General features: G+C 46.3%; 20 protein-coding genes. 9 read left to right on the plus strand and 11 right to left on the minus strand.

Annotation, left to right across the window (positions count from 1 at the left end; genetic code table 11):
- Window positions 1–84 precede the first annotated feature (84 nt).
- Complete coding sequence (locus Q0986_RS11605; RefSeq protein WP_299410189.1) at window positions 85–1,179, minus strand: response regulator; 1,095 nt, start codon at window positions 1,177–1,179, stop codon at window positions 85–87.
- A gap of 584 nt (window positions 1,180–1,763) precedes the next feature.
- A complete protein-coding gene (locus Q0986_RS11610) occupies window positions 1,764–2,381 on the minus strand; it encodes an exopolysaccharide biosynthesis protein (protein ID WP_299410192.1) in 618 nt (205 codons plus the stop codon).
- Between the two features lie 343 nt (window positions 2,382–2,724).
- Here Q0986_RS11610 and ahcY point away from each other — a divergent pair, with 343 nt between their 5' ends.
- Window positions 2,725–4,110: an adenosylhomocysteinase gene (gene ahcY, locus Q0986_RS11615; protein ID WP_299410195.1), complete on the plus strand. Its 1,386-nt coding sequence runs from the start codon at window positions 2,725–2,727 to the stop codon at window positions 4,108–4,110.
- A 281-nt stretch (window positions 4,111–4,391) separates the two neighbouring features.
- Complete coding sequence (locus Q0986_RS11620; protein WP_299410197.1) at window positions 4,392–5,078, plus strand: tetratricopeptide repeat protein; 687 nt, start codon at window positions 4,392–4,394, stop codon at window positions 5,076–5,078.
- Here the strand turns inward: Q0986_RS11620 and Q0986_RS11625 are convergent.
- From Q0986_RS11625 to Q0986_RS11640, 4 genes are all read right to left on the minus strand, one after another.
- Complete coding sequence (locus Q0986_RS11625; RefSeq protein WP_366918572.1) at window positions 5,065–5,466, minus strand: hypothetical protein; 402 nt, start codon at window positions 5,464–5,466, stop codon at window positions 5,065–5,067. The two genes, Q0986_RS11620 and Q0986_RS11625, sit on opposite strands and share 14 nt — an antisense overlap.
- 26 nt (window positions 5,467–5,492) lie before the next feature.
- Window positions 5,493–6,461 carry a carbohydrate kinase gene (locus Q0986_RS11630; protein ID WP_299410199.1) on the minus strand — a complete coding sequence of 323 codons (969 nt, stop codon included), beginning with the start codon at window positions 6,459–6,461 and terminating at the stop codon, window positions 5,493–5,495.
- A gap of 136 nt (window positions 6,462–6,597) precedes the next feature.
- The gene (hemC, locus tag Q0986_RS11635; protein WP_299410202.1) at window positions 6,598–7,566 is read right to left on the minus strand and encodes a hydroxymethylbilane synthase; all 969 of its coding nucleotides are present in this window, start codon (window positions 7,564–7,566) and stop codon (window positions 6,598–6,600) included.
- A 143-nt stretch (window positions 7,567–7,709) separates the two neighbouring features.
- The gene (locus tag Q0986_RS11640) at window positions 7,710–9,410 is read right to left on the minus strand and encodes a tetratricopeptide repeat protein (RefSeq protein ID WP_299410204.1); all 1,701 of its coding nucleotides are present in this window, start codon (window positions 9,408–9,410) and stop codon (window positions 7,710–7,712) included.
- 247 nt (window positions 9,411–9,657) lie between these two features.
- Between Q0986_RS11640 and Q0986_RS11645 the strand changes: the two genes are divergently transcribed.
- Window positions 9,658–10,596: an NAD-dependent epimerase/dehydratase family protein gene (locus Q0986_RS11645; protein WP_299410208.1), complete on the plus strand. Its 939-nt coding sequence runs from the start codon at window positions 9,658–9,660 to the stop codon at window positions 10,594–10,596.
- A 67-nt stretch (window positions 10,597–10,663) separates the two neighbouring features.
- On the opposite strand, the gene Q0986_RS11650 is transcribed toward Q0986_RS11645, so the two are convergent.
- Together Q0986_RS11650 and Q0986_RS11655 are read right to left on the minus strand one after the other, a co-directional pair.
- Window positions 10,664–11,230: a Uma2 family endonuclease gene (locus Q0986_RS11650; RefSeq protein WP_299410211.1), complete on the minus strand. Its 567-nt coding sequence runs from the start codon at window positions 11,228–11,230 to the stop codon at window positions 10,664–10,666.
- A gap of 127 nt (window positions 11,231–11,357) precedes the next feature.
- A complete protein-coding gene (locus Q0986_RS11655) occupies window positions 11,358–12,440 on the minus strand; it encodes an ATP-dependent 6-phosphofructokinase (RefSeq protein WP_299410214.1) in 1,083 nt (360 codons plus the stop codon).
- Window positions 12,441–12,764: 324 nt separating this feature from the next.
- On the opposite strand from Q0986_RS11655, the gene lexA reads away from it, so the two are divergent.
- Window positions 12,765–13,385, plus strand: a complete 621-nt coding sequence (lexA, locus tag Q0986_RS11660) for a transcriptional repressor LexA (RefSeq protein WP_299410217.1) — start codon at window positions 12,765–12,767, stop codon at window positions 13,383–13,385.
- Between the two features lie 25 nt (window positions 13,386–13,410).
- Here lexA and Q0986_RS11665 read toward each other — a convergent pair whose 3' ends face one another.
- The gene (locus tag Q0986_RS11665; protein ID WP_299410220.1) at window positions 13,411–13,554 is read right to left on the minus strand and encodes a hypothetical protein; all 144 of its coding nucleotides are present in this window, start codon (window positions 13,552–13,554) and stop codon (window positions 13,411–13,413) included.
- 1,247 nt (window positions 13,555–14,801) lie between these two features.
- Between Q0986_RS11665 and Q0986_RS11670 the strand changes: the two genes are divergently transcribed.
- The 3 genes from Q0986_RS11670 to Q0986_RS11680 all read left to right on the plus strand — a co-directional run bounded on the left by Q0986_RS11670 (window position 14,802) and on the right by Q0986_RS11680 (window position 20,885).
- Window positions 14,802–16,283, plus strand: a complete 1,482-nt coding sequence (locus Q0986_RS11670) for an NB-ARC domain-containing protein (protein ID WP_299410223.1) — start codon at window positions 14,802–14,804, stop codon at window positions 16,281–16,283.
- 490 nt (window positions 16,284–16,773) lie between these two features.
- On the plus strand, window positions 16,774–18,045 hold the full coding sequence (locus tag Q0986_RS11675) for a hypothetical protein (RefSeq protein WP_299410226.1): 1,272 nt from the start codon (window positions 16,774–16,776) through the stop codon (window positions 18,043–18,045).
- Complete coding sequence (locus Q0986_RS11680) at window positions 18,045–20,885, plus strand: tetratricopeptide repeat protein (protein ID WP_299410228.1); 2,841 nt, start codon at window positions 18,045–18,047, stop codon at window positions 20,883–20,885. Before Q0986_RS11675 ends, Q0986_RS11680 begins: the two co-directional genes overlap by 1 nt.
- On the opposite strand, the gene Q0986_RS11685 is transcribed toward Q0986_RS11680, so the two are convergent.
- Entirely contained in the window at window positions 20,845–22,143 is a 1,299-nt protein-coding gene (locus tag Q0986_RS11685) for a Glu/Leu/Phe/Val dehydrogenase (protein WP_299410231.1), read from the minus strand. The genes Q0986_RS11680 and Q0986_RS11685 overlap by 41 nt on opposite strands.
- Window positions 22,144–22,396: 253 nt before the next feature.
- Here Q0986_RS11685 and Q0986_RS11690 point away from each other — a divergent pair, with 253 nt between their 5' ends.
- Complete coding sequence (locus tag Q0986_RS11690) at window positions 22,397–23,119, plus strand: thioredoxin domain-containing protein (RefSeq protein WP_299410234.1); 723 nt, start codon at window positions 22,397–22,399, stop codon at window positions 23,117–23,119.
- A 75-nt stretch (window positions 23,120–23,194) separates the two neighbouring features.
- Here the strand turns inward: Q0986_RS11690 and rpiA are convergent, their stop codons facing one another.
- Window positions 23,195–23,902 carry a ribose-5-phosphate isomerase RpiA gene (rpiA, locus tag Q0986_RS11695; RefSeq protein ID WP_299410237.1) on the minus strand — a complete coding sequence of 236 codons (708 nt, stop codon included), beginning with the start codon at window positions 23,900–23,902 and terminating at the stop codon, window positions 23,195–23,197.
- Between the two features lie 374 nt (window positions 23,903–24,276).
- Between rpiA and Q0986_RS11700 the strand changes: the two genes are divergently transcribed.
- A complete protein-coding gene (locus Q0986_RS11700; protein ID WP_299410239.1) occupies window positions 24,277–24,840 on the plus strand; it encodes an adenylate kinase in 564 nt (187 codons plus the stop codon).
- The last annotated feature ends 246 nt before the right edge of the window (window positions 24,841–25,086 follow it).

The following is a 25,086-nucleotide window of genomic DNA, read 5'->3' on the forward strand; positions in this document are numbered from 1 at the left end:
CATTTTTGAGCTTTTTTGCACTTTTATCATGATAAACCATGTCCCCCCTTACGACGCTGTCACTTATTAACTTGTACAAGTTATTTATGACAATGGTAGAAAAACTGAAATGGTTGTGAGTCGATGAGGCACACTTTCTACCTGTAATTCGCCACCATGTAACTCAGCAATTAGTTTGGCAATAATCAAGCCTAAACCCACATATTTACCCTTATATAAAGCATGATCAAATTGCATATGAGATCCTAAATCCGCAATTTGTTGGGAGCTAAGTCCTTTTCCTTGATTGGTAATGTTTAAGAGAAAGGTTTTACCTCGGCAATGGCTGGTTAAGTGAACAGGTGTCCCTACGGGAGAATAGTTAAAGGCATTCTCAACAATTTCTTCAACTAACTTTTTTAACTTAGGTTGGGCAAGTTGAACACTTGCCTCTTCCAGTTCTAGTTGTAAATCAGCGATGCGGTTACAGTGTTGTGATTGAGAACGTGCAATATTGGCAATCACCGATTGTGTAGAACTTTCACCGGCATGCTTCCGTAGTATCCGCAAGCGTTGAGGATCTTTTTCAATATCTACTAAATCATTGTAAATTAAAGATTTTTGGAGCAGATTATAAATAAGTTCTCCAGATTCTCCGATTTTATCTAGTAAATCTGATGAATAGTCAGAATTAATCGATTGAATATCATTTTTCAAGATCTGGGCAAACTCCGCAATACGTTGAAGTGGGTTATGTATTGCTGGCGGCAGAGCTTGAATCAGATCACAACAGGTATCATTCCATAAAGGGGTATGGTCAGTCGGCTCAGTAGAGCGTTGTTCTATTTGGGCATTCACTGCGCCCAATAGCTCATCCCGAGTAAAAGGCTTGGTCAAATAATCATTAGCCCCTAATTCCATGCCTAATCGCAGATCAGTCTTACTGGCTTTCGCGGTGAGAAAGATAAAAGGCACAGATTGCACATAAGGATTTTGACGCAATTGGGTCATCACACTATAGCCATCAAACTCAGGCATCATAATGTCGCAAATCACTAAGTCTGGCAGTTCTTCTTGAGCCAGTAAGACGCCAATATGGCCATCTTCTGCTTCAACCACATTAAAACCTTCAGCAGCAAGGATTTCACAAATAATGCTGCGAATATCATCTTGATCTTCAATGACAAGAATTTTGGACATGATGACGACGTGTTGTGAAACTCACCAGCCTTTTATCTTCTAGAGTGTATTAGGAAGATAAATGGATGAACCGACAAGCAACTTGCCCCTTAAAGCATCTGTGTGGGGGGCTAGATTTAGGTCTGAATGGGTATGGGTACTTTACTAGAATGCCCAAAAATCGAACAGCTTATGCTACTGCCAATACATGGCCAGTTCAAGAAGCATGAGGTAATTGATACATTCCACACTATAAAACGTGAGATGTACTCTTAATACGGTCTAATCTCTTAAGTTCTGGTGATATTATGCAGTCTGATTTGATGACAAGCTGATACTCCTATACTGTCGTAATTTGAACTCTTTATACAGTGTAAAGATGGTTGATTGCATAGGCTAAAGGTTTACGTTTACCCAACGTTTAAGAGTCATTAATCTTCAGCTAGAGAAGCGAGCATGGTCTGATAAAGGTGATCAGTTTATGAAAGTGGAACAACTGATGGTTCAATAACTGATATCTGGAAAAATATGGCTTTATATCGCCATATTCTATGATTTTAAGACGTTTTAATACTAACTACAAATGCAAGCGTCACTTAATTTCTTCAGATATGCTCTTTTATTAGCTCGATTAAATTACTCCCCCCCCAAATCGCAGCCCCTAAGACTGAGAGGGTAATTGCAGCACCAAATAAACAGATGACAAGCCCCCCTAGACTGATCGCACCATCATCTTCTAACAAACCAAAGCCAGTTACAAAAACACCAATCGCAGGCACAGTGTTCGTTAATGGAAAAGGAATCATCATCGAAATTCCCATCAGTGCCAAGATGCATCCGATCGCAATCTGTCCCATCACGCTGGTGCAAATAGGAAAAAGGCGGGGTCGCGCCACTGACTCGATACGCTGTAGCCAAGGTAACGCCTTTTTGAGAATGCCTTGGACTGTTGTGAGCGCAACAGGATGTGTTGAGAACCGTTGCGGAAACCACGGTTGCTTGGATCCTGCAATTAATTGGATGGCAAGTAGGAAAATGATAATCCCGAAGGGTACAGAGTATCCCGGTGCAGGAACAGGAAGGGCGGAAGGCAGGGCTAATAACACAAATAGAAATCCGAAAACCCGCTCTTCTGCAAGATTTAGTAATTCCTGCAAAGTAACCTCGGGGCCGTGATCGTTGTCTAGGAAAGACCGTTTAAGCTCAGCTGACAGACGTGCCATAACGATAAAAAATGCAAGCAGACCCATTCATAGTAAGTGATTAAGCGAGTTATAAAGCTAAAACACAATACATCATCGATCGTTCGGCATCATCGGTGAGTCCCATTCCCTTGTGCCAGCCTTTTGCAAATTGCTTGGAGCACGGAGCCTGGATGCATTAATGCTGAGTAATCGCTTTAAAAACTCGCGTAAAAAACCTCATAGAGTAATACCAGCTTAGGTTTAGAGATTGGATATAGTTCTTTTTGCAGGGATGCAGACAATTTCCCGATAAACACCAAGAAATGCCTCACTATAATTAACAGAGGATCAAATAAGTACACCAGTCGTTGAGAAGGATCACATGAGCCCACAAGTTTTAACTAGAGATTATAAAGTTGCGGATATTGCCCTCGCAGATTGGGGACGCAAAGAGATGGCCATTGCTGAGGGTGAAATGCCAGCATTGATGGCGATTCGTGCGAAGTACCGTGATAGTAAACCTTTGCAAGGGGCAAAAATCATTGGTTGTATTCATATGACCATTCAGACTGCAGTCTTGATTGAGACGCTCTGTGCCTTAGGAGCAGAGGTTCGTTGGTCATCTTGTAATATTTTTTCCACTCAAGATCATGCAGCTGCCGCTATTGCCGCCGCAGATATTCCTGTATTTGCCTGGAAAGGTGAAACCGAAGAAGAATATATTTGGTGTATTGAGCAAACCTGTCGGACCCCTGAAGGAAACCTCTGGGATGCCAACATGATTTTGGATGATGGTGGTGATTTAACCGGCCATATCCATGAAAAATACCCTGAGATGCTGAACCATATTCATGGCGTCACGGAAGAAACCACCACTGGGGTGCATCGCTTACTAGAAATGCTAGAAAAGGGAGAACTCAAAGTTCCCGCGATTAATGTCAATGATTCAGTGACAAAGTCCAAAAATGACAACAAGTATGGTTGTCGCCATAGCTTGAATGACGCGATTAAGCGCGGTACCGATCATCTGATGTCTGGTAAGAAAGCCCTCGTGATTGGCTATGGTGATGTCGGTAAGGGATCCGCTGCTTCTTTGCGACAAGAGGGGATGATTGTTAAAGTCACTGAAGCAGATCCCATTTGTGCGATGCAAGCTTGCATGGATGGCTTTGAAGTGGTGTCTCCTTACAAAAATGGCCAGAATGACGGCACCCCCAGCTGCATCAATACAGATCTACTAGGCAACACGGATTTAGTGGTAACGACCACAGGCAACTTTAATGTTTGTGATGCCAATATGTTGGTTTCCTTAAAGCAAGGGGCTGTCGTTTGCAATATTGGTCACTTCGATAACGAAATTGATACTGCCTATATGCGCAAAACCTGGCGTTGGGAGGAGGTGAAGCCTCAGGTGCATCAGGTGTATCGGAGTGATGATCCCCAAGACTTTTTGATCTTGTTATCAGAAGGCCGCTTAGTGAACTTGGGCAATGCGACGGGGCATCCCTCACGCATCATGGATGGTTCTTTTGCGAACCAAGTCTTAGCGCAAATGTTTTTGTTTGAGCGCAAGTTTGCTGATTTGCCCGCTGATCAAAAAACCTCAGCCATTACTGTGGAAGTACTACCTAAGCAGTTAGACGAAGAGGTTGCTCGGTATATGGTGGAAGGCTTTGGTGGTGTGATTACTCAACTCACCTCTGAACAAGCTCAGTACATTAATGTGCCCGTGGAGGGTCCCTTCAAGACTGAAAGTTATAAATATTAAGTCTTAAAGGATTAAGGTTCCTCACAGTCTCGACAACATTAAGTGTTGAGGCTGGGAGGGACTCTATGCTATCAATGCAGAAAAGGTTTATCAGGATGTTTGGATATCCCGATAAACCTTTTGTACATTGATGGCAGATCGATCCATGGGTTAGCTGTTGGAACAAATTGATGTTGATGTCTATCGAGTAGAGTTAAGGTTTTTTCTTCAGATAGCTGCCACTCGGGGGATAAAGAATGTGAGTTGCAGGTAACAATGTGTGTGGTATTTCAGGAGTATCTATGAAGAATTTTGCTCAATATCAGCAATGTCTACAAGCTGTATCTCTTTCCCTTATGGTATTCGGGAGCATTTCTCTCAGTGCGGGTACCTTACGAGCACAGTCTATGCCAGAGACGGCATCCCCGACGCCAGACCAACCAGTACAGTCCAATCCTGAGAGCGTGCCTGCCCCCCAAGCACCCACTCCAGCTTCGCAACCATCAGTGCCTGAGGCGGTACGGTTAGGAGATGATCGCTATGCCCAAGCGGATTATAAAGGGGCAATCGAGGCGTATAGCCAGGCTTTAGCAGCTTATAAACTCAATGCATATGCCCTCTATAATCGGGCTAATGCGTATCGCCAGTTAGAAGAGTATGAAGCTGCGATCGCAGATTACACTACCGCCTTAAAACTGGCGCCAGATAACCTGTTTGCCTACCTATACCGAGGGATGGCTTTGTATGAGGAACAGCAACCAGAAGCGGCCATTGCTGATTTCTCCAAAGTCATTGAGCAAAATCCTCAGAATGCCCTTGCGTTCCAAAAACGGGGGGAAAGCCATCTGGCCAATGAAGATTCAGAAGCCGCCATTCAAGACTTACAGAAGGCAGAGTCTCTCTACCAGAAAGAAGGTAAATTTAGTAAGCAAAGTCAGGTGTCGAAGCAGCTGAAGAAAGCCCGCGCTGCTCAGTCTAAGAAGCCGTAGGAGGCTCCACCGTCTGCATCGATTGATGCTTGGAATACCACCATTGCTGCTGGGTTGACGACAGGCGCTGGGTATAGAGCGTGATCACCCAGGGTGCCGCTCCCTGATATCCCACAAGCTCTACACAGTAAGACGGATAGCGCTTAGCCGATAAATCAGCAATCAAGCGTCGCCCAATGCGTCGCCAGCTAGGCTCCTTGCCACGCCATTGCAATCGACAGCAGGGCCAAGGCAGTTTTTCTCGATCAAAGAGTCGACAGCAAGGACCAATCACCCGGTAACTAAACTGATTACCCGGACTCTGGAAAAGATATCCCGTCGGCCAAGGATGCTGCATGGAGAGGTCGATACGCTGGGCAAATGGCGGTATAGTTCCAGTGGTTGGCATGGATGAGTCCCCGTTGGGATAGCGTCTTAGCGTTGGGTTTGCAGAAAAGTTGCCACCTCATCCGCAGTCGGCTGGGCTGCGATCGCACCCGCTTGAGTGGTTGTTAAGGCACCCACCGCACTGGCATAAGTCATCATAGCCTGTGCAGACTGCCTATCTGGGGGATGATCGGTGGTGATTAGCTGATGAATCAATCCGGCTACAAAGGCATCGCCAGCTCCCGTCGTATCTTGCACCTGTACCGTGAAACCAGGACGCGTTCCACACATTTCTCGGAAGCAATAGGCACAGCCTTTTGCTCCTGCCGTAACAATAACGCCCTGGGCCGAGGGTAACGCCTTCACCAGCGCTTGAGGATGGTCAGTCTTCCAAAGCCACTGGGCTTCTTCTTCAGCCAGCTTTACATAGTGAGCGTTAGGCAGGATTTGCAGAATGATCTGACGGGCGGCCTCTGGATCGGTCCAAAATACGGGTCGCCAATTTACATCAATCAGGATTTTGACCTGATGCTGCTGAGCCAGCTGGAGGGCTTGGCGGACCGCAGCCGCTGATTGCGGATAGGCCAGTGCTAGGGTCCCCAAGATTAAATAGTCTGCATTCACAAATAGGTTGGCAGGCAGGTGGTCGGCCTGCAATTGGGTATCGGCAAAGATAGAGGTGTCATAGTTTCCAAAGCCTGCAAAGGTGCGATCACCCTCTAGAGTACGGGTGACATACACCTGCCGTGTGGGCGCATCCGCATGGGTCTGAAGTCCCTCAATATTGACATTCGTTTGTTGCAGTAGCGCTCTAAGCTGTGTGCCGGGTGCATCTTCGCCGACACAGCCAATAAAACCCGCAGAAGTCCCTAACTTAACCAAAGCACAGGCCACATTTGCAGGCGCTCCTCCAGGATAGGGGGTCCAGGAGTCAACTGCTGCCAGTGCTCGACCCGGCTGATCCGCAAGACAGTCCCACAGAATTTCTCCCAGACATAACACTTGGGGATTAGACATCCTGCAACTCCTCTCAGAACAGTCTGAATCTACCACCCGAATCGCGAAGAGGCTTTACTAACCCATCTATTAGCTGATTGATTGTCGTCTTTGTAGGTTAGTCCCATCGACTCGAAAAGTGAGTGCTATCAGACTATCAGAGATCTGAGGGACGGGCGGCGGCGAATATTTCCTCTAGAATCTCTTGGGCACCCTGTTCTCTCACTTTCTGTGCGAGATCAATGCCTAATTGCGTTGCGCTAGCAATCGGCCCACTAACGGTGTCCTTAATCAGGCGTTTGCCGTCCAAACTGGCCACCATGCCGACCAAGGTCAATTGTCCGTCGTTGAGGGTCGTATTCACGCCGATGGGAACCTGGCAGCCGCCCTCCAACTCGTGCAAAAAGGAGCGTTCAGCGGTACAACGATGGGCAGAGGGTTCATGCTCTAGGGCCTTAATAAAGGCCATGATTTCTTCATCCCCTTCACGGCATTCAATGCCTAAGGCCCCTTGGCCCACTGCATGTAACGAAATATCTGCAGGAATCACCTGATGAATGCGATCGCCAAACCCCAGTCGCTGTAAACCAGCCACCGCCAGGATAATGCCGTCATATTCACCCGCATCAAGCTTCTGGAGACGGGTATTTAAGTTGCCGCGAATATCTTTGAATTCTAAATGGGGGTAGTTATACCGTAGTTGGGCGAGCCGCCGCAGGGATGACGTCCCAATCACTGCTCCCTCAGGTAGCGTATCCAGTTGATAGTCCGTAAAATTCTCATGCACGACTAAGGCATCTGCCGGATCAACCCGCTCGGTCACCGCTCCCAGACAGAGCCCTTCCGGCAAGTTGGTCGGTAAATCCTTGAGAGAATGCACTGCCAAGTCCGTCTCTTTGCGGAGCATTGAGACCTCTAGCTCTTTAGTAAATAACCCTTTGTCTCCAATTTTGGCTAGGGCGACATCGAGGATATTGTCTCCTTGGGTGGACATGGTGCAAACTTCAAATTCGCACTCAGGAAAATGTTTTTGTAATTCTCCTTGGACCCAGTGCGTCTGCACAAGAGCGAGTTGACTTTTACGGGAACCAATCCGAATGACACGGGTAGGGCTGGAGACAGACATAGAATCAAGTCGCTGTTACGAGCAACAGATGAGCGTACCTCAACAGCTTACAGAATTGCGGGAGCAGTCGAAAGAGGACAGCTCGCTTTCATCCTTTAACCGCGGCATCTTTCTACCCCTCATCTGAGATAGAAAATCCAATGCTAAGGCGTGACCGGCTGCTTTTTAACGCGCTGTTTGAGCGTGTTAATTAGAGGTTGTAAGCGCTGATAGTCCGCTGTCGCTCCTTGTGCTTTGTAAAGCTGGGCAGCCTGCTGATAGTCTGTTAGCGCCGCTTCCCGTCGTCCTAAGATCATATGGGCCAGCCCACGGTTGTTGTAGGCGATCGCATTTTGCGGATTAGCGGTAATCGCTTGACTATAGTCGCGCACAGCGGTCTCCCGATCGCCTTGGGAAAAATAAATGTTGCCGCGATTGGTATAGGCTGTCGCATAGTTGGGATCGAGTTTAAGGACTTGGGTATAGTCTGCGATCGCAGCCTTGCTTTGTCCCGCTGAATTATAGGCCAGCCCCCGATTAAAGTACGCCGTCACATCGTTTGCATTTAGGGTGATGGCTTGGGTAAAGTCTGCGATCGCAGCTTCAGCATCACCCGCCTTTAAATGAGCATTGCCCCGGTTTTTATAGGCCGCGGTATATTTACCGTCTATTTGCACGGACGTCGTGAAATCAGAAATGGCCGCTTGAGCATCCCCTTGGTCAAGGTGAATCAGCCCGCGGTTATAAAACGCAGCCGCATACTTCGGATCGAGCTTAATGGCCGCCGAATAATCGGCCAGTGCCGTAGACTGATCGCCCACTTTGGTACGAACCACCCCACGATTGAAGTAGGCCAAGGCTGACTGGGGCTTCACTTTGAGCACTTGACCATAATCCTGAATCGCGGCGGCATAATTGCCGAGGGCGGCATGGGCTCGACCTCGATTTAAGTAGGCTTCTGCATGGTTTGTATCCCGCTGTAAGACCTGATTATAGTCATTCAGTGCTGCCCTGTAATTTTGAGTAGCCGCAAAGGCTAACCCCCGATTCAAATAAATTTGGGGTAACTTGACGTTCTGAGGGTTGAGTTGGATCGCCTTAGTGTAATCTGCGATCGCAGCCTGATTATTACCCAAAAGCGTATGAGCATAGCCTCGATTCACATAGGCGATGCCGTAATCCTGATCCAATTGAATGGCCTTGTTATATTCTTCAACCGCTGCTTTCAAGTTCCCTTGGCCATGTTGTTTAACCCCTTGACGTAAATGTGTCAGAGCTTCCGGTTGGCCTTTCCCTTGTTTCACCGTCGGTTGGGATGGAGCGGGCTGGGGCTTTTCGACTGACTTCGGCGTCGCTTTTTCCTGCTGAGGGGCGGGTTGGGCCTGTGTCGGTTGAGCGGCAGGCTTAGAAGGCTGGGCCGTCGGTGTCGGTTGAGTAGTTTTGGGCTGTGTCGGCTGAGCTTCAGGTTTAGAAGGCTGGGCCGTCGGTGTCGGTTGAGTGGTTTTGGGCTGTGTCGGGTGGGCTGCAGGCTTAGAAGGCTGGGCCGTTGGTGTCGGTTGAGCGGTTTTAGGCTGAGCCGGAACTGGGGGTTGAGCTGGGGGCACCGTTACGTTACGAGGATCTGGAGTGCGAATCGGTGCTGGAGCCTGCGTAGGTGCCTGTGGTGTTGAAGATCCTGGCGTCTGCGAAGCGGGCGCTGAAGGAGAATCAGGGGAGGTCGAAGCAGGGGGAGCGGGGGATGGGGCTTGTGCGAGTGCCTTTGGATCGCTCCCGCTCTCTACTAGACTGACGGTACATACCAATAGTGCGGCCCCCAAAAGCTTTTTGCACAAAGGGTTGGGAGCAAAATTAGAAAGACGTGCCATTACTCAAAGAACCCATTAGCTAGCGCATATTCTGGACCCACTATAGCGGTATCTGGCTGAAGTATGGGATGGAGGCTGCTCATTCTATCTCAAACGTAGTCTATGAGCCTGTAGACTGATTCAATGAAATCAATTGAAACATTTCATTAAGCATGTAGGAGCGACCTGAATTGTAGTAGCCATCATGGCCACACTCATGCATGCTGATAGTTGTAAAGCGACTGACACACCAAGGAATAAAGCCACAATGCGCATATTAATCATGGGAGGAACCCGGTTTATCGGTATTTACCTCAGCCAAATTCTGGTGGATCAAGGGCATGAAGTCGTTTTGTTTAACCGAGGTAACCGGACTCCTGCGATCGCAGGCTTAACTCAGATTCATGGTGACCGCACCGATGCCAATCAGTTAAAAGCCCAACTGGCCCATGAACACTTTGATGCCATTTTTGATAACAACGGTCGCAAGTTGTCTGATACTCAACCCCTTGCACAGCTGTTTAAAGAACGGGTGCAACATTTTATCTATATGAGTTCAGCAGGGGTTTATCTCAAGTCTGATCAAATGCCCCACCGGGAAGCGGATCCAACTGACCCCAACAGTCGCCACTTAGGGAAAGCAGAAGCAGAGGCAGATCTCGCGGCTCAGGGTCTCCCGTTTACCTCGATTCGGCCCACCTACATCTATGGCCCCCAAAACTATAACGACGTCGAAGCCTGGTTTTTTGATCGCATTGTCCGCCAGCGACCTATTCCCATTCCTGGCAATGGCCAACATATCACCCAATTGGGGCATGTTCAGGACTTAGCACAGGCCATGGCAGCCGTTTTAGGTAATACCCAGGCGATTGGTCAAATTTACAATATTAGTGGCAGTCGCTACGTAACCTTTGATGGCCTTGCCAAAGCCTGTGCCCTTGCTGCTGGCCAATCCCCGAACTTAAAGCTGGTGCACTATGACCCCAGTCAGTTTGACTTTGGCAAGCGCAAAGCCTTTCCCATGCGGTTGCAGCACTTTTTTGCTGATATTCACAAAGCTTGCCATGATCTCAATTGGCAACCTCAATATGACCTGGTCAGCGGTCTCAAAGACTCCTTTCAAAGGGATTACCTCGCGAGTGGACGCGATCAAGCAGATATTGATTTTGCCGTTGACGATCAGATTTTGGCTGGGGCCAAGGTTTAAGGTGCGTTAAGTACCCGATGCTGAGAGTTGTCCCTTAACCCCTGACTATGGACTGGTTTGATCAAGGTCATACAAAAAAGCGTCTGACTGAGTAATGAAAATCAGGCAGCAGTGACGACTGAATCTGATCTTCGTCTAGTAAGGTCCTGACTAAACTCAACTGTCCATCTTCGCGGCCATAAACCTCTAATCGCTTGGCCCACCGATCGGCAATCCAATATTCCTGGACACCTTGAACCGAATACAACTTGAGTTTGGTTTCTCGATCGCGTCGAATATTGGTCTCTCCTGGCGACAGTACCTCCACCACTAATTCTGGAAACCCGATCAAGTGTCCTGCCTCATCTTCAATCAGCGCTAGACGTTCCTTGCTCACCCAGACTAGATCCGGGATGACATTGTCCGTATCCGAGAGAATAATTCCTGGAGCAAGAATGGCTTCACCCAATTCTGACGTTTCTGACCAGGCGTCTAGGGCGGCGAAAATTTTCCCTGCTACTTGCTGATGTTTCCGGTGAGGCGATCGAGTCACCCATAATTCTCCATCAATTAACTCATAGCGATTCCCCTCGCTCTGGGGTAATACTTCAAGATCCCGAATGGTCCATCGAATCTGTTCAGCCGTTTGACTCATCGCTCGCGTGTGTCTTGATATCTACCTAACTGTTTTAGAAGACCCATCATCACAGCTATGTATTTTCCATGCTAACATCGCTCCCTGAAAGCCCAGAGTGAGGATCCTCTACAACAAACAGACAAAACTAGTCACCCAGGTAGATGCCTAAGCCTCGTGCTGTTTTCACCAGCGTTCCCGTGGGATTGACTGCTCGATAATGTGCGATCGCATCCAAAATAGGTACACTCAAAACCTGGCGATGCTGCCAAGTCACCATTTGGTCAAAATGGCCCTCGGCAATGAGATCAACCGCCGCCACCCCAAAGGCAGCACCGATTAAACGATCGGAAGGGGAAGGCATGCCGCCTCGTTGAACATGGCCTAAAACCGTTACCCGTGTTTCCGCCACATGGCGACTACAGATTTGCTCCGATAAATATTGACCAATTCCACCCAAACGACATTCACCTAAGCCATCTGTATGGGTTAACGGGGCGCCGCCTTCAGTGCGTACCGCCTCGGCAACAATAATCAGAGAGTAGTTTTTCCCTTTACTTTGCCGCTCTTTGATTTTGGCGCAGACATTATCAATGGTGTAGGGAATTTCAGGGATCAAAATGATATCGGCCCCGCCTGCAATCCCTGCACTAATCGCAATATGCCCTGCATCCCGACCCATAACCTCTAAAATAATGACTCGGCTATGACTTGCGGCTGTAAATTGCAGCCGATCTAAGGCTTCTGTGGCAATATTGACTGCCGTGTCAAACCCCACTGATCGTTCGGTTACCCCTACATCATTGTCAATGGTTTTGGGAATACCCACCAAGTTCCAATTGCCTTGCTGAGCCAGCTTTCGGAGAATCGCAATACTGCCATCTCCACCAATGCCGATCAGAGCATCTAAACCCAGTTTGTGATACCCCGCAATAATTTCTTCAGAGCGATCGACAATCGTCCCATCTGGCATCGGAAAGGCAAAGGGATTGCCCTTATTCGTGGTGCCTAGCATTGTCCCCCCTGCCGTCAGCAGTGGACTCATCTGTTGAGGTTCAAGGACAATCGCTGCTGGCGGATCTTTCAAGAGTCCATGGGTCGCTTGTTGAATACCAATTACGTCCCAACCATAACGTTCCACTGCTCGCAGCACGACTGCTCGAATAGTGGGATTGAGCCCGGCACAATCCCCACCACTGGTTAGAATGCCAACCCGCTTTTTATCACCCATAGTTACAATCGATTACCCAGAGAATTGGTAGTTGAGATAGATGTAACGTAAACCAAAGACAGCCGTATCCCTTGGAACTCTAGGTTGAATTTATCTTTGTCAGGGAAAGCTCAATCCTCAATCGGATTGATGCCTGTGGATCCAACGTGGGTTGGCCATCGCTCTAGGCTAAATATTTGGCGAAAGCTCTCTTTTCTTTGTATACTTTACAGTAGTACAGGTGTTTTATATCATTAGGGTGACTTAACGCTTGAACGCACTGTGATCAAGGTTAAATAACCCTTTTGAAGGCATCAAGTGATGTTTGTGTGGGTCTGATTGACTGTGGAACCTCTATCCAAAGCTCAGCAAGAATTATTCGACTGGTTGGTTCAATATATTGAACATCATCAACATGCCCCCTCTATCCGGCAGATGATGCAGGCCATGAAGCTTAAGTCGCCTGCGCCCGTACAAAGCCGCCTAGATCATCTCAGGAAGAAAGGCTATGTTGACTGGGAAATTGGTCAAGCCCGCACATTACGCATTGTTCATCCTGACTTCGCTGCATCGGAGACTGAACGCATTCCTATTCTAGGTGCGATCGCAGCCGGTGGATTAATCGAACCCTTTGTGGAAGTCGTAGATTCCTTAGACTTCAGCCCCAAGCAATTGCCACCCCAATCCTATGCACTCCGGGTCAACGGTGACAGTATGATCGATGCTCACATTACAGACGGTGACATTGTCATTATGCAACCCGTTCAAGAACCCAGAACCTTAAAGAACGGGACTATCGTAGCTGCTAGAGTCGAAGGTGAAGGGACAACCCTAAAGCGATTTTATTTACAAAACAATGAAGTGACCCTTGAAGCCGCCAACCTTAAGTATCAGCCTATTAAGGCATTAGCAGCTAACGTCGAGGTCCAAGGATCGCTTCTAGGGGTGTGGCGAACGTATTTCTAGTACTGGTTGGCGTTGATAAAACATCTTAAACAGCCTGTAACTTAGCAATCCACATATCTGCTGGATTGCTATAAAAATCTATTTCATCAATACGATACTCAGATAACCCATGGGCGTCATTGATGCGAACCCGATCGCCTTGTTTAACACCTGGTTTACAAGAGGTCATATAAAAAGCGAATGGATCTAGGGTTGCTTCTAAACAAAAGTCATTAGAGGCGCTAGAGCAATCATAGCAGTGAATTTTGCGCCTCTGATTGTTTGAGAAGACATTCCACCTCGGCAATGGGATGGGTGGGTGGAAATGTGTGAATGCCATGTAAATGATTTCCCAAGACTTTCAGTTACTCAATATAACTTACATTATCACACTTGTCATATAGGTTCTGATTATCCTACTGCTAGTCAGTAGTAGAGTAAAAGTGAATCAGCTAAAAATCCATGAAAATCAGTAATATAGAATTAAATCTCTATATATCTACCTAAATACAGAGTTTCCTCTAAATACTGTCTTCTTAGAAGCAACTATGCTCATTGAGCACAACAAAAACTGACTTTTGATAACAAAATATGACTTTAGCAACTTGCATCAACGGATCAAAAGCGCCATCATGCCTCAACAATCCGCTTATTTCCCTTTGATAGCAATGGATTTCGCCGTAGGTTTTGATCACTATTGAAATTTTTTTAGATTGTGAGACAACAAATTTGACTCCAGCAACGTCTGATCCAAAATATTCAAAAATCTACGGAGGAGGGGATGGATTTTGAAGTGATTAAGATCACAATTTGAGGTGATTAAGATCACAACTCAGGGCACCAATCTCATCATAAGGTCAGCAAAAATAGCCATTTTGTTAAACACTTCATTCTGACTAATTGTCTGTGAAGACGGTTCAGCCCCACTATAGTTACATTGGCTACAGCAAATTTGCATTCAGGATTGTTAAAAAAAAGTAAATAACGTAAAATATTGCGTAAATTCTATAAATCAATGTTGATAACTCTATGGAGCCTAAATTACTTTCACCCCACTAAATGGTTTTCACTGTTTTGAATCCAGGTGTAAGTACAGGATTAGTTTCTTAAGGATTACAAGATAAGAAAAAAGTAGATCAAGGCTATTTAGCCTATTTATTTGTCCGCATATCTGGAAACAGTAAACTCAAAATTTACAGCTACATTAATGACCCAAAATTTACATCTGAGCTAACTGCATGTTGCGCTGGGCAACACCTTGTTCTCTAGCAATCGTCGTGGTCAAGCAGCAACGTAACTTGTATCGCTAACTTGGGAAAACTAAGCATGGAGGGGGCTAGTCCATGCAGAGCTTCGTAGTTTTTGAGTGATTTTCAATTGGACACGAACAGCACTTTAAAATTCTCAACAATAGACTATTTGTAATAGTCATGAAATATGTATAACGGCGCCCACAGTTTTACCGATGACACAACTCCGACTCAAGCCAAAGTGGCTGACCCCCTCTATCTAGTGCCCTCACTTCCTCAAGGTCAACCAGAGTCTAAACAGGCGTACTTAATTCTCCAGCGTCTCTTCCCGACAGCTGAATTGAGCAACATCCAAACGACGGTCTTTTTGCAAGCTTGGCAAGGAAAAACTTACCAACAAATTGCTCAGAGTACTGGCTATGATGCAGATTACATAAAGGATGTAGGGCATAAACTATGGCGTAAGCTATCTGCCCTTTTGGGAGAATCTTTATCAAAACACAACTTTTGCTCCATCCTTAGACGTCGCTTCCAACAGTTGGAAGATGCTGAACTGGCACTGCAGAATCCTCAGGAGTCTGGTGTAAGAACCATGCAGTCCCATAAATCGAAGAAAGAGATGGGACATCCGATACAGGTCTGTGATTGGGGTGAAGCAGCTGCTGTTCCTGTCTTCATTGGCCGACAATTTGTGGTGACTCAGCTGAAACGCTGGATTCTTGAAGATCACAATCGTCTCATTGGTATTTTTGGATTAGGAGGGGTTGGCAAAACTGCCTTGGCAGTGAAATGTGTTGAGCAGGTGCAAAGTCAGTTCGATTGCATTATTTGGCGGTCTGTTCGAGATCAGCCCCATTTCGATGCCCTGATGGGAGATTTGATTAGGTCTATTACCGGCCAAGTCAATCTTGAGCTTCCTGAAAGCGCTCAAGATAAAGTGACCCTGTTGCTGACGTACTTTAATCAGCATCGCTGCTTATTAGTTTTGGATGATTGGTTTTCTGTATTGCAAGGTGACCATGCACTGGCAGGAAGCTACCAGTCTGGCTGCGAACCCTATGGTCTACTGTTGAGACGCATCAGCGAAAGCCGACATAAGAGTTGTGTCTTGATTACGAGCCGGGAGCAACCCATTGGGCTCGCTTTCACGGATAATGAAGCCTTTCCGAGCCGCACTTTGTATCTAGATGGATTAGATCAGGACTCGGGGCGGACGGCACTCAAGGCATTCGGTCTAGAAGGCCCTGACGAGTACTATGATTTACTGCTACAGCGTTATACGGGTAATCCTCATGCCTTGAGAGTTGCAGTAAAAACCATCACCAATTTCTTTGCGGGGAATGTCCCTCAATTTTTAGAACGAGATGAGCTGATCTATGGAGATATTAGGCGGCTGCTTTACCAACAATTTAGTCGTCTTTCGAAATTAGAAATTTCGATTATGCTGAGTTTGGCGAATCTTGATACAGCTGGCTCTCTCGCTGATATTGCTCCAGATATTTCCTTAGAACAAAGTGACTTATTGCTGGATGCTTTGGAATCGCTGCATCGTCGTTCCTTTATCTGGAAACAGAATGGCTATATCAGTATTCCCCAGCTTCTGAAGGAATATATTCGAGCGTCACCGCATTTAGATACTGCAGAGGTTTCTGTTGATCGCGAAGTCTGATGTCCATTATTTCTTGCAGACATCAACGCTAGGGTTTCTAAAAAAGAACTGAGCTGTGAAAGCGGTCTGTCGGTGAGAACCTGAGCTACGGATTTTGCGATCGCATCAGCGTCCTATTTTTCGGCGAGTAATGCGTTGCGGCCAGTGGACATTCGGTCAAAATACTTTCTCTGCTGATACGGCTTTGCCCTAATATTCCCCCACTGGAGTATTTGCGATTTAGAACAGAAGCAAGTGATCTAACACTTCAAATTATCCTGCCCGAAGTCTCCAATAGAATCATGTTCAAAGCAGTACACGATTGAGTAGAGCTTCGTGCAACACTCCAACTGCCCCAATGCTTAATTAGACTTTTGCTCCAGCATTTTAGCTTTGAGTATTCTGTTATCAGTGTGTTTTACCAACGAAATTGTTGGCAACAAAAATGTTGGAATGCTAGCATGGATTGACCAACAGAATTGTTGGCAAAAAAATTGTTAGATATAAATCCATGACGGAAGTAACTGAACAACTTGAACCAACGGTGGGTAACTGGGTTGTTGGAGAAAGGTTTTGGGGGCGGGACAAGGAGCTAGAGTTATTTATTGAAGATTTAGACGCAGGGTCGCATTTACTGCTGGTCGCACAGCGTCGCATGGGTAAGACGAGTCTAATGCGAGAGGCCTCCTGTAGAATCTCAGGTCGCTATATTTGCCTAAATGTTGATTTGCAGAGTGCCCATTCAGCAGCCGATGCCATTGCCGAGTTAAGTGCTGCTACCTATGAACATCAATCGCTATGGTCTAAAACGAAAGAGATTTTTAGCAATATTTTGAAGAGTACGGCTGGGCAGATTGACTCACTACAACTTGCAAATTTGAAAGTAACACTCCGTAGTGGGCTAACAGTGGATAACTGGCAGGAAAAAGGCGATCGCTTACTCGACTGTTTGGCCCAATCAGAGAAACCTGTGGCGATTTTCTTGGATGAAGTTCCTATCCTGATCAGTCGCTTATTGAAAGGCGAAGATTATCAGATTACACCTGATCGCCGAAGACAAGCTGATGCATTTATGTCTTGGTTGCGAGCCAACGGTATTAAACATCAAGGCACAGTACGCATGGTACTGACGGGTTCTATTGGTCTAGAACCCATTTTGCGTCAGGGAGGACTGAGTGCAACTGTTAACAACTTCCAGCCTTTTGAGTTAGGCCCTTGGTCACCAGATACTGCTCAAGGTTGTCTTCAAGCGCTGGGAAATCATCGGGGCTTGACTTACTGTGCAGGTGCACTTCCAGATATTACCGATTGCCTAGGAATCTGTATTCCCTACCATATACAGCTATTTTTTGACCGAATCCGTAAAGTTTGTCACTTGCAAGATCTGACGGTTGTCTCGCCAGAGTTAGTGGCTGAAGTATATGAGACCAAGATGCTAAGTGTTCAAGGTCACGCTGAGCTCAGCCATATGGAAGAGCGATTGAAAGTGGTGTTGGGACCAACGCTACATCCTTTGGCTTTAACCTTATTGACTGAGACGGCTGTAGTGGGGAAGTTGACCTCAGCTGCGACTCAAATTCTGATACAGGAATTTGTTGTAGATATTGAAAACGGTAATTCTGGCGATATTGCCCGTGAAATCCTGAACATTCTGGAGCATGATGGCTATCTGAAGCGGTACCCGGAAGGCTATCAATTTGAGTCCAAACTGCTGAAAGACTGGTGGAAAGCCCGTAATGGATTCCATTTTGTAGTCGCTTCTGATCGCAAAGGAAACCACTAATGCTTCTGACCACTCCCAAACATAACCCTGGTTTTGGTAGCGATAGCACACTAATTCGCGCATTTGTAGTTCGAGAAAAATACTTGGACTTAATTTTAGAAGTACTGCAGGAAAATACTGGCAGCACCAATCAACATCTACTGGTTATTGGTCCCCGTGGTGCAGGGAAAACTATGTTAGTGCGACGAGTCGCAGCAGAAGTCAGAACCAACACAGCCTTGGTAGATGAGTGGTATCCGATTGTATTTGCAGAGGAATCCTATCATGTGATGAGTCCAGGAGAGTTTTGGTTGGAAGCTCTCTTTCATCTAGGCGATCAAACTCAAGATGATCGCTGGCAAGCTGCTTATAACGATTTACAGAACGAACTTGATGAAGCCCGTTTACAGCAACGGGCACTGGCTCAGCTTATGGATTTTGCAGATGAGCAGGGAAAGCGGCTACTGCTGATTGTTGAGAATCTGAATATGATGCTGGAGGAGCAGTTAGGCGATCAGGATGAGTGGGATCTACGCCATACGTTGCTGAATGAACCCCGACTAATGCTTTTGGGTACCGCAACGGATCACTTTGATGAAATTAAGAATATTGATAAAGCCTGGTTTGAGTTATTTTCGCTGTATGAGTTGGAACGGTTAAATACACGAGAGTGTTGTCTCCTCTGGCAAGCCCTGACTCAAGAAGACATTTCTGAAATTCGAATCAAACCCATTCAAATTTTAACGGGAGGTAATCCACGATTAATCACTATTTTGGCTGGTTTTGCTGCCAAAATGTCTTTACGAGAATTAATCGATAATTTGATTCTCTTAGTTGATAGCCACACGGAATATTTCAAAAGCAAACTCGATAATCTGGCTGCCTCTGAGCGTAAAGTGTTTGTGGCGTTATTAGAGCTATGGGACCCAGCAGAAGCTAGGGCCGTCGCACAATCTGCCCGCGTCGATGTAAATAAAGCCAGTTCTTTACTCAATCGATTGGTCAAGCGGGGAGCCGTGATGGTAGTAGATGAAAAACCTCGCAAAAAGCTTTATCAAGTTTCAGAACGGTTATACAACATCTACTATTTGATGCGTCGGCACAGCCATCCATCTAATCGAGTTCGAGCAGCTGTAACCTTTATGGTTCATTTCTATCAAGATGACTTAGTTCAGCCAATAGTCAAAATGGCTGAAGAAGCTTGTGCTCTTGCACCTGAGTTGCGAAAGGATCATTTCTGGGCGTATCAAGACATCCTTCGTTCTAAACTAGTTAGCTCTACTATAAAAGCCCAAATCCTCCAATTTACTCCAGAAAGATTTTATCAGTTTCCAGATTTTCCAAAACAGCTACAAGCCATGATAGGCGCACTACAAACTGAGCATAGGCAAGATACTCAGCAAGAGATATATCCAGACACAAAGAGTATCACAAAGCAGGTTAGTTCTGATGATTTACTAAATCTGGATGTTTTAGGACAACTGCTAAATCAAAAGTTAGAGAGCTATGAGCAAGCAGAAAGAGTGGTTGCTAAGTTGCTTAAAAACATGCCAGATTTTTCTGCAATATGGGCACTCTTAGGTCTATTAGAGGAGAAGCTGAAGCAATATGAAGAAGCAGAGCAAGCCTATCGCAAAGCAATTGAACTTGAACCAAATTTTATCGACGCTTTTGTAAAACTAGGTCATCTATATTTTAATTTAAATCGATATAAGGAAGCGGAAAAAAATCTTAAAAGAGCTTTGGAATATAAGCCTGATTATGTATGGGCTTGGGTAATGTTGGGTTGTGTGTATCAGGCATCAGAGCAATATGAACAGGCAGTACAGGCTTATCGAAAAGTTGTAGAACACGATCCAGACACAAATATATGGGTGTGTTTAGGATTCTCGTATGAACAGTTAAACGATTATGACCAGGCAATACCAGCTTATCTAAAAAGTCTTGAGTATGAGACAGAACATATATGGGCTCTCTGGGAAAAGGTCGGTTGTTTGTATAAGAAGCTAGAGCAATATGAAAACGCAGTGAAAGCTTATCAAAAAGTCAATTCTATCCAACCAAGTGAAGGTACCTGGATACAACTAGGTCTTTTATATGAGAAATCTAAGCAATATAAGAAAGCTATAGAAGCTTACCAACAAGCATTAGAAAATACATCAAGTTGTGAAGCAGCTCTATGGTGCAGGCTAGGTTCACTTTATCAGCATTTAAAAGATTACATAAAAGCAGAGGAAGCTTATCGTAAAGCCATCAACCTAGGAAATGCGAATTGGTGTGAACTGATCAATATTACAGTCAAGCAAGAAAAAAACTTGCAACCCTTATTCCGAGAAGCGAAACAATATGTGGCCCGTTCCAGTAAAAGTGCGCTCTTGTTAGATGACTTGGCTAGGGGATTCCATAACATAGGACAGGCAAAGTTTTTATCAGTCGCAGAAGAGTGGGCAAGAGAAGCAGTGAGTCAAACCAACTCTCAAGAATGGCGTTATGTACATACCTTAATTGTCATTTTGGGCGACCAGGGCAAATGGCAAGACACACTAGAATGGATAACCTGTCTAATCAATACAGGAACCGATACATCAGAAGCACAAACAAAAATAACAGGTCACATCATTGATACTGCTGCTGCTGGCTATGCACAAGAATGCTTAACTTTAATCGAAAACTCAAAAGCTGTTACTACTTTTGAACCATTGATCTTAGGCTTACAAATCTTTTTGGGAGAAAGTCCCCATGTTGCTCACGAAATTTTTGAGATTGGCCAAGATGTCGCTCAACGTATCCGTGATAGACAAGACCAAACTCAAACAACGATCAAGACTGGTGATTTGCATAATAATCTCGTGTCCCCTTAGCCGTTACAGCTTCACCAATACGGTTGAGAGCATGGACATAAGCCGCTGTCCTTACAGAAATCTCTTTCGTGTGAGCAATTTGCCAAATCGTCTCTGTCTCCTCCACCATCTTTTGCTGAAGCTGCTTTTTCACCTCTGCCTCCGTCCAGTAAAGCCCACTGCGATTTTGCACCCATTCCAAATAGCTAACCGTGACGCCCCCCGCATTTACCAAAATATCTGGGAAGACCGTCGTGCCCGCTTCCACCAAAATTGCATCTGCGGCTGAAGTCACCGGACCATTGGCCACCTCGAAAATATATTTCGCCTTGATCTGTTCCGCATTATCAGCCGTAATTTGATTCTCCAATGCTGCCGGAATCAGCACATCTACCTCTAAAGCCAGCAGCTCCTCATTCGTGATCGTGTCATGGTCAATAATGCTGCAGACACTGCCATCACAATAGACTGCCTTCATAGATCGGCTAGCGTCTTTATGCTTGCGGATACTGGCAATATCCAACCCTTGGGGGGCATAAATACCGCCCTGGGAATCGCTAACGGCTACGACTTTATAACCCTTCTGATTTAACTGTTCAGCTACGACTGCTCCAGCATTGCCAAATCCCTGGACTGCCACTGTTGTCTGATCGGGAATTAACCCCAACTTCGGTGCCATTGCCTTGATGACGAACCAGGCTCCCATGCCTGTGGCTGTGTTTCTGCCTACACTACCTCCAATGGCCAGAGGTTTTCCTGTCACCACTCCTCGGCTGATTTGGCGCTTTATAATGCTGTACTGATCCATCATCCAACCCATAATCATGGGGTTGGTATAAACGTCGGGAGCCAGAATATCGACATCCGGGCCAATAAAATCAGCAATGGCATCGATATAGCCTCGGCTTAAACGCTCTAGCTCCATCCGGGAGAGGGATTTAGGATCCACCGTAATCCCACCTTTGCCACCGCCAAAGGGTAAGTTGAGGGCGGCACATTTAAAGGTCATCCAAAAGGCCAGGGACTGGACTTCGTCAATTGAGACACCAGTATGATACCTAACTCCACCCTTTGCTGGACCGCGAGTGTCGTCATACCGGACGCGATAGCCTTGAAAGATTTTGAGTTCGCCATTATCCATGCGCACTGGAATAGAAACCCCGAGTTGGGCCTTGGGATATTTCAAGGTTTCTAAAACATCTTCAGGTAAGTCCACATGCTCTAAGGCGGTAGTTAAGCGGTGAGTGGCATCGCTAAAGAGTTGATCATCCGTACCCACGAGAATATCCTGCTGTGAAGGGCTGATTCTAGCCTACTCCCGACGTTGGGTTTGGGCTTGCGATCGCAGCCGAGATTCAACAAACATAACGAAACGCAATCATGGATGATTCGGCAACCGCTACATTCAGTCATCATCATAAATGGGCAAGAAGAGTGGATATTCACTCCTTTCCCCTACAGGAGCAAGCGTGGGTTGCTGCAACAGGAAAGAATCACGCTATTATTCTCTAAAACCAAGGGAAGGGGGAACAATGCAAGCATTTCGATGCGTGGCAATAGGGCTGCTAAGTCTGTGGTTATGGCTTGGTTGGGGCACGCCAGTCTTGGCTATAGACAACCTGGAAGAACAGGTTTTGCAGATCATTCGTGATAACCCTGAAGTTATTATCGAATCGGTGCAAACGTATCAACAACAGCAACAACAGGCGCAACAACAATCTCAGCAAGCGGTTCTCCAGCAATTGAAGCCAAAAGCGTTAATTGGAACATCGCCGACCCTTGGGCCTCAGCGTAGTGCTAACGTGCTGGTAGAATTTTCAGATTTTCAATGTCCGTTCTGTGCCCAGACAGCGACTGATATCAAGCCGTTTTTACAACAGCACCCTAACCAGGTCACGTTTGCCTATAAGCATCTTCCTATCCAGGCCATTCATGATCAAGCGATGCCTGCTGCACAGGCGTCTTGGGCTGCACAACAGCAAGGTAAGTTTTGGCCCTATCACGATGCTCTGTTTGCCCGTCAATCAGAATTGGGCAATCCGCTGTATATCGAGATTGCCCAACAGTTGCAGTTGGATATAAAGCAGTTCGAGCGCGATCGCAACAGTGATGCCGCGGTTAAAGCCATCAATGCCGATCTAGCTCTCGCTCAAAAAATTGACATTCCGGGAACGCCTTTTTTTATCCTTAATGGACAAGTGCTGTCTTCACCCTTTGATGCTGCTGACACTGCTGCTATGCTAGTCAGTCGATAGGTCATGGGGAAGCAATGTGACCGATGGCCGGTTAAAGCAGGATCAGCGCTATTACAGTCTTATCCTACAGGCGGATTACATCTCGCGAACGATGGGATTACCGTCTTTAATTTCACCGATTAAGACAATATCGGTCATGCCAACGAAGATGCCATTTTCCAGTACACCCGGAATGTTATTGATGGTTTTTTCCAGTTCGGGAGGATTGGGAATGCCACTAAAAGTAACATCCAGCACCATATTGCCCTGGTCAGTAATCACAGGACCGTCTTTTTTAACGCCCATCCGCAGTTCTGGTTTGCCGCCTAACTTTTCTAATGCCTGCATTACAGGTGCGATCGCCATTGGCAATACCTCCACGGGGACCGGGAAAGTTGACCCTAATTTATCGACAATTTTGGATTGATCGACCACCACAATAAACTGCTCGGCCAGGGAATCCACGACCTTCTCGCGGGTATGGGCTGCGCCTCCGCCCTTGATTAAATTCTTCTGCGGATCCACTTCATCGGCGCCATCAATGCCGATATGAATTCGATCGACTTCATCCAGGGTGGTCAGGGGAATACCGTACTGCTTGGCTAATACAGAGGCTTGAAAGGAGGTGGGAATACCTTTGATATTCGTTAATTCCCCGGACTTAATCCGATCGCCCAAAAACTGAATTGCAAAGGCGGTGGTTGATCCGGTTCCTAACCCAATGATTGAGCCAGACTGAACCCGATCGGCAGCGGCTTTACCCACCTGTTGTTTCATTAACTTAACGGGATCAACTGCACTCATACTGAACCTCCTAAAAAAGCTGCTTGCGAAAACTGACGATTTCTAGCATGACGTAAAGCGGTACACCTGCCTAGACCATTCCCAAGGGATCGTGCAGGAATCTGCTGTGCTTGCCCGTAATTTTGCGATGTTGGGGACAGTCCGTTATGAATTCCGATTAGGTGTATAGTAAGGGGATGTTACGGATAAAATCTTGAAATTCTGATTAAGCATAGGTTATGAGTTAGTTTGGATTTTCTAATCTGTGAGAGACCTAACTCCGCTTGTTCTGGTCAGAATATAAGTCTACATAGCTGTTGAGTCGGTGTATTCCTTTGTGGTGAACGCTGGCTCCTAGGCCATTAGCGACTGTGTTGTTATTCCCCACTGAAACGATGCGACTTGTATTTCTCGGCCCGCCAGGTTCTGGTAAAAGTACACAAGCTCAAGCAGGGGCTGCGCGTTGGCAGATTCCCAGTATTTCGACAGGTAATTTACTCCGCGATGCGATCGCAGCCCAATCTGACCTAGGCCAACAAGCCCAAACCCATGTGGAAGCGGGTGAACTCGTACCCGATCAACTTATCGTGGGTCTGATGCGGGAAAGCTTTGGTTCTCCCGTCACCCAGAACGGTTGGATTATAGATGGGTTCCCCCGCAATCTAGCCCAAACCCAGGCGTTGGATACCCTACTCCAAATTATGGGCCAGCCTTATGGGCAAGTGGTGTATTTTGAAACCCCCGAAGATCTATTAGTCGAGCGGATGCTAAAGCGAGGTCGGCAGGATGATAGCGAAGACCTGATCCGCCAGCGCTTACAGATTTATAACGAACAAACCACGCCGTTAATTGACTTTTACCGCCGTCGTCAATGTTTGATTGAAATTGATGGGAGTCGCCCGGCGTCAGAGATTACGGATGCGATCGCAGCGGCACTACAACCCTTAGCCAGCGTTTAAACAACGACCGACTATAATTAGGTAGAAATACTCAGCTATAAGCGACAGCTTCAAAAATACCTGCTGGCATCTAACCTTGATTCTCGACCTTGAGATCAGCCCGAAGCTGCCTACGATTTAGGTAGCTAAAAACGTCTGGAGGGCTTCAGACAAAATGGTACGATAGCCAGGCTAGCCCGTTATAACTCTTCACATTGACCCATTTAAGGAACAGCTTCTATGACAACATTCCCGATTGATTTAAAG

Origin of the sequence: Acaryochloris sp. IP29b_bin.148 (genome assembly GCF_028285565.1) — a bacterium.
GTDB lineage: Bacteria > Cyanobacteriota > Cyanobacteriia > Thermosynechococcales > Thermosynechococcaceae > Acaryochloris.